The sequence below is a fragment of the Helicobacter sp. T3_23-1059 genome, from assembly GCF_053654515.1.
In genome coordinates this window covers 1-6,497 of sequence record NZ_JBSIUV010000082.1, presented here as the reverse complement: position 1 = coordinate 6,497, position 6,497 = coordinate 1, and the positions used below count along the sequence as shown (strand labels likewise).

Genomic DNA, 6,497 nt, shown 5'->3' with positions numbered 1-6,497 from the left:
CTAGCGTGTATAAGTCGTTTAAATCCTTGCCCTGTAAAATAATTTTATCTTTTTGCCCGCTAAAAACCTCGTAAATTCCGCGTTGTTCGTCATTTAGCTCACTTACATTAACTTCTTTTAATAATTTTTGTTCGCTTTGGTGTAAATTTGGATTATTTTTTGCTATACTTTCACTAAGCGGATGGGGTGTGCCCCTCCCCGCTGTTACTTCACTTACGCTTACTTCGTTTTCACTTCCTCCGTTTTTTGCATTATCTATTTCTTTTATGATATGTTCTTTGCTAGCACGCCAAATGTAAATTTTTGTGATTTTGCAAGTATTTTTATCCAAGAATTTCAGTTAAAACAACAAAAAGCCCTAAGCAAAGAGTTAGCAAATGCAAGTGAAAATGGCGAAGTGCTAGATTTATCACTGCTAGCACAAAAACTAGAAATCGCACACCAAAACTACAAAACCGCGCAAGCGTGGCAAAAAGAGTATGAAAGCAAACCCAAAATGCCATCATTTAGCACGGGCATAGCTTATTTTGATGAGTGTTTGCGTGGAGGGCTAGAGCTAGGGCAACTAATGATTTTAGGAGGCGATGCAGAGGCAGGAAAAACGACTTTTGGGCTACAAATGCTAGAATTTTTAAGTAAAAAGCATAAAACTTGCTTTTTTTGTTTTGAATTTACCATCGAGGGCTATTTAAAATCAAAATCCCAAAAACGCGGTTTAAACTACCCGTTAGAAAATATGATAATCATCAATGATGGCTACCACATAAATGACATAAGCCAAAATATTAAAAATCTTGCAAAACAGGGGGTAAGATTTTTTTTAATCGATTCTCAAATGCGTATAACAAACACAGGAGGACGAAACATAGAGGAGGAGGAATCCCAAAAATTTAGCATTTTAGCACGCCTTTGCCACTCTCTAAATATTTTTGTTTGTTTGATTATCCAAACTGCAAAAGGCGATAGATTTAACCCTAGCAACTCCAAAAAAGGAGCGCACGAAGCCAGCATAAGCGTTAGAATTGAAATGCTTTCACCCGATAAAAATGATTTAGAGCAAAAAGGACAGGAATGGGACGAAAATGCAAGAAATGTGCTTGTGTATAAAAACAAACAAACAGGAATCCATAACAAAAAAAAGCTAGCTTTTAGCAAGGAAAAGGGTCGTTTTAGTGCGTTTGTAGAGCAAGAAAAAGTTTATGAGGTGGATTATAACGACATAAAAAAAGACAAATACATTGAAATTGTGAATATTTAAGGAGTAAAAAATGGCAAAAATCCTAAATATAGATTCTATCAAAGCCAAAAGCGACATAGTCGAAATCATATCGCATTTTTTGCCACTGCAAAAAAAGGGCGATAATTTTAAAGCCTGCTGTCCATTTCACACCGAAAACACGCCATCATTTGTCGTAAGTCAAAATAAGCAAATTTATCATTGTTTTGGTTGTGGAGTAGGTGGCGATGTATTTAAATTTGTCCAAGAGTTTAAAAAATGCGAATTTAGCGAATCTGTGGAAATCATAGCAAATTTGCAAGGCATAAACATTGAATATGCCAAAGGGCAAGGAAATGAAAAAAAATCAAAATACAAAGAATTTAGCGAGCTAAATGAATTTCTAAATGAAATTTTTATCCAAAATCTAGCCGAGCCGAAAAACGAAATGGCAAAAAAATGCCAAGAATACCTCATAAAACGCGGGCTAGAAAAAAGCGATTTTAGTCGCTATGAAATCGGTTTTATCCCAAGCACACAAGAAATAATGGCAAGACTAGACACAAATCAATTTGATTTAGCGCGAGAATTAGGCTTTTTACGCCACGCAAAAAATGGCGATGGATTTTATGCGCCTTTAAGCGAGAGAATAAGTTTTGCGCTTAGAAATTCTCAACATAAAATCGCGGGCTTTAGCGCACGCACACACCCTTATAAAAATTTTAGAAACGCAGGCAAGTATATCAATTCTAGCGAGAGTGAAATATTTAAAAAATCACAAATTTTATATCGCTACACGCACGCAAAAAGCGTGATTTTTAGCCAAAAACGCGTTTTTTGCGTGGAAGGCTTTATGGACGCACTAGCCCTAGATAAAATGGATATAAAAAACGCCATAGCCACTTGTGGAACAGCTTTTTCACTAGCGCATTTAAGCCAGCTACTAAAAACACCTGAAATTGAAATTATTTTTTGCTTTGATAAAGATAGCGCGGGAGGACAAGCAGCACAAAGAAGCCTAGAGCTATGTTTTAAGGCAAATTTTTTTAATGCAAAAGTAGCGTGGGCATTAAATGAAGAAGTAAAAGATTTTGGCGAAGTGCTAGAAAAAGGCGAGAAAGTTGAACTAAAAGAAATGAATGGGTTTGAATTTTTGCTACGCTACAAAATCAAAAACGCCCAAAACAACACACAAAAAGAAGCCGTGCTAAATTATGCTAGAGAAGTCATTGCAAAATGCGAGCTTTACTACACAAAAATGGATTTAATCGCTCAAGCAAGCCACGCGCTAAAAATCTCAAAAGAATACCTAAACACCAAACAAAGCAAAAAACAAAGCCCACAAAACCCACTCCCAAGCCTAGAAAAAGTCATTCTAAAATCCGCGCTTTATGATGAAAAAATGGCGTTTTTGCTGCGCGAAATAGTCGCAAGCGAGGGCGTAGAGATTTTAGGCGAGGTAGCGCATTTGTATGATGATTTTTGCCAAAATCCACAAAAACTAGCCCCGCTAGAAATTGATGAAAATTTACACATTATTATCGAAGTAAAAGCCTTTAGCCAAGCATTAAAATCTTTGCAAAAACAAAAACTACAAAAAGAACTAGCACAGGCAAGAGCGAGCAAAAACATTGATTTAATGATATTTTTGCAAAAAAAAGCAAGAGATTTAGAAATGCCTTTTTAGCTTTTTTAGCCACCTTTATTTTACCCCCGCTTTTTGTCTAAAATCCACGCATATTTTTTTACATATTTTTTAAGGTAGGCAAAATGTCGCTAAATCCGCGTGGAAATCAACAAAACACCCTAGATTCTAACCTAGATGAATTGCGTCTAGCAAATGGGAATACAAGTCCTATGCCAAAAGCGCAAGATTTAGGGCTAAAATCCCCTCACATAGCGACAAGCGAGCTAGATTCTGCGTTGCCCTCAAACACTGCTATTTTCTCCTCACAAAATCAAAGAACAATCGAGGGCAACGCAGAATCTAGCCAAACACCACAAAACACACAAACACAAACAAAAGAAATTCTAGCAAACGACTTGCCCGAGACAACGCCCGAGCCAAAAGATGAGCCAAAGCCCTACGCCACCACAAAGCAAAGAAAACTAGCCTTAAATGCTGGCGTGATAAATGCTATAAATGCCGAAAATGCCGATGAAGCCTTAGATTTTTTAGCCACACAAAAAACCAACATAAGCTGGGATTTAGTCAATGAAATGCGAAAAAACGGCACAAAATCTAGCGAGATTTTAGCTGGCATAGCAAAAGAGTCTGCGCAAAATCCGCGAGCGTTATGGATAGATTTACAAACACCGCTCAACAAAAGAGAGCTAGCGCAAAATCGCTACAAATACGAGCGAAGTCAAATAACCCAAGATGAGCTAGATTCTCTAAAAGAAGTAAATAAACTTTTTAGCACAAACACGCTAGCAGATATTACAGGACTTGATTTTTTACGAAGCAAAGAAGCAGAGAAAGACCAAAAAAGCGCAAATCTAGCCTTACAAAAATTTGCCGAGCAAGGCTATGAGTATGATGCCCTGCCAAAAGAAGCACAAGAATTGCTAAAAAAGCGCGGCGCAGATTCTAGCCTTACTAGCATTTATAGCGTTTTAAGCGGCACGAGTGCTGGCAAACTAGCCTATGATGAGCTAAAAAACGAAGCAAAAATTTATCACAAAATCAAAAACAAAGAAGCCTTAAACGAGCAAGACAAAGATTATATCGATAAATGGGGGCAAGGGGCTGGATTTGGCAATGAAACCGAAAAACAACAGCAATGGCTTATGAAATACGAAGCCCAAAACATTATCCCCGCTTACGCACAAAGCGCGATTTTTGCCCTAGAAAACAAAAGCGATTATAAAGCGTTAATTTTTGGCAGTGGGGAGGGCAAAGAAAAAGACAAAGCAAAATTTAATGAGGGAATCAAAGGCGTTGCGCTTTTAAGCGGGTTTGATGATGGGTTTGTCGATGAAAAAAGCGGGGATATTATGTTTGAAAAAGATGGGTATTTATACCAAGTCAATACCCGTTTTTTAGATAATTTTAGCAACTTATTAAAATCTAATGCTTTTAGCATAGCAGGAAGCATCGCAGGTGCTACACAAGGTTTTAAAACGACTAAAAATTTTTATGGTATTGTCGGTGGAGGTGCGTTAGGTGCGTTTGTAGGTGGCACGCTAGATGGGATTTTTGCAGATATTTATACCAAAAACAAAATAAATTTTGCTGAAAATCTACGACACGGCTTGCACGAGGGGATTTTTAACATAGCAGGGGATTTTGTCGCAGCGGGGGTAATAAAAGGGGGAAAATACGCCCTAAAAGGCGTAAAATCCGCCACACCACAGGGGATAAAAGATGGACTTGCAAGCGTAGTCAAAGGCACAAAAGCCTTTACAAACAAAATAATGGAATATAGCTTAGTGGGGCAATTTGCAAAAAATGTATTTGATGGCAACGCCCAAAGTGTGCGAAAAATGCTTTATACGCAGATACCTAGCGAGGAGCGAGAAGCACTAAAAAAAGGCATAAAAGATTTTGGGCTAGAACTAGAGCTAAACCCAAAATCAAACACCGCGTTAAATGATTTTATGCAAAAATATGGCGAGAAATACCCGCATCTAGCCACCTCCGCGCAAAAAATCTATGATATTTTTAGCCTGCCCGCTGGCAAAGAGCTACAAACCGAGCTACTAAGCGCGATGAGGGCTGATAATAGTGGAAGTCTTTATGGCTTTTTAGTCGAAGTGGCAAACTCTAGCCCAGCCCTCCAAAAATCCCTGCACGATATTTTAAACCAAACACACGCCCGCGCAATCAACCATCTAAAATCATTTGGCTTAAAGCAAAACGACATCGCAGAAGTGTTTAACGCTTATAAAAAAGGCACGCAAGAAGCCTACACGCAGGCTTTTGAAATGTTGCAAGAATTATTTAAAAACGAAAAAATCAAAGTTTCGCGCAGCAACTATGATTTTCTCACAAAAGAGTTAAAAGAATCCGCGCTAGATGAAAAAGAGTTAAATTATTTAAAAACGCTTGAGGGTAAAATCTATGGGCAGGGCGAAAATGGAAGCGAGAGGACTTTTGATAACCTAAAAGACGCTTTATCTTTGCTAAATGAAAAATGGGGCAAGCACGCCAAAAATATGAATTTTACTGCCGAAAAACTCCGCCGAGTTGAAAAACAAATGCGCGATGATATAAAGCAGGGCATAAATGAAATTTTTAGCCAAAGTGATGCAGGGCTAGCGATGAGAGAGCTTTTTGACACTGCGCTTTTGGATTATGGAAATATGAAAGGTATTTTAAAAGATGTAGATAGACTAAAAATCCGTGATACAAATCTAGCCTACCAAAAAAGCCTAGATAAAATGCTAGATTTTTTAATCGCAGGTGAAAAAGGCGAGGCAAGCAACTTAGCAAAACTCACAGCACACCTCCCCAAAGAACAAAAAATCAAATTTGAGCTAGCCACGCTAAACCACTTGCTAGAAAAATCCATTTTTCGCGCAAAAAATGGCGATAACAAAGTGCTAGAAGTGCTAAACAGCGGGGAATTTTTAAGCAGGCTAGAATCTATCGCAGGGGATTTTAGCACCCCACAAGCAAAAGAATATATCGATTTTATAAAAGAGTTTCACTCACTTTTTAAAAACGACTATGCCATAAGCCAAGCCACACTAGCCCCAGCCATAGTGCAAAAAATGGGAGGGGGCATAGCCACCACGCCACAGGGCAGGTTTGAATACCAACGCGCAAAGTTTATTTATGATAGCATTATAAGGCTTATGCCACAAATCCCATTTTTTAGCAATTTTAATGAAAAAATAAGCGCAGCAGCAGTTAGATTTCACTTAAAAAGTGCATTGCGCAAAAGTCATAGCATTAGCGAGCTAAGACGCACGCTAGATTTTAAGCTAAAAAATGGCAACTTTAATAATCCCACAAAAGAAGTGATAGCTAAAATTTTAAGCAACACCGAGCAAGCACAAGAAACAATATTGAAAGATTTAAACAATATTGAAAGCGGGGGGAACGAAGTAAAAACAGAATCTCTAGCAAATAACAGGCAACAGCCTGTCCAAGTGCTAGATGATGAAAGTATATCACAAATCGGGCAAAGGCAAGAAAAAGAACAACAAAAGCTAATAAATGAAATAAACCCGAACGAATTAAACGATGAACAACGCGGAATTTACGAGGTTTTTAGCGGGCAAAAAGATAAAATTATTTTACAGGGCAAGGATTTAAACGACTTATACACGCTAA

General features: G+C 38.0%; 4 protein-coding genes. 3 read left to right on the top strand and 1 reads right to left on the bottom strand.

Annotated elements, in window-relative coordinates:
- Nucleotides 1-331: hypothetical protein (locus tag ACWIX0_RS12615; protein ID WP_454174341.1), on the bottom strand; the 331-nt coding region annotated here is incomplete at its 3' end.
- Here ACWIX0_RS12615 and ACWIX0_RS12610 point away from each other — a divergent pair.
- The 3 genes from ACWIX0_RS12610 to ACWIX0_RS12600 all read left to right on the top strand — a co-directional run.
- Nucleotides 272-1,258: an RAD55 family ATPase gene (locus ACWIX0_RS12610; protein WP_454174340.1), complete on the top strand. Its 987-nt coding sequence runs from the start codon at nucleotides 272-274 to the stop codon at nucleotides 1,256-1,258. The two genes, ACWIX0_RS12615 and ACWIX0_RS12610, sit on opposite strands and share 60 nt — an antisense overlap.
- A gap of 10 nt (nucleotides 1,259-1,268) precedes the next feature.
- Nucleotides 1,269-2,903: a DNA primase gene (dnaG, locus tag ACWIX0_RS12605; RefSeq protein ID WP_454174339.1), complete on the top strand. Its 1,635-nt coding sequence runs from the start codon at nucleotides 1,269-1,271 to the stop codon at nucleotides 2,901-2,903.
- 83 nt (nucleotides 2,904-2,986) lie between these two features.
- Nucleotides 2,987-6,497 (top strand): hypothetical protein (locus tag ACWIX0_RS12600; protein WP_454174338.1); only part of this gene is annotated, 3,511 nt, incomplete at its 3' end.

Excerpts from the sequence above, each read along its gene's own strand:
- dnaG (WP_454174339.1), top strand. The coding sequence starts at position 1,269 with ATGGCAAAAATCCTAAATATAGATTCTATCAAAGCCAAAAGCGACATA.
- ACWIX0_RS12610 (WP_454174340.1), top strand. The coding sequence starts at position 272 with ATGTTCTTTGCTAGCACGCCAAATGTAAATTTTTGTGATTTTGCAAGT.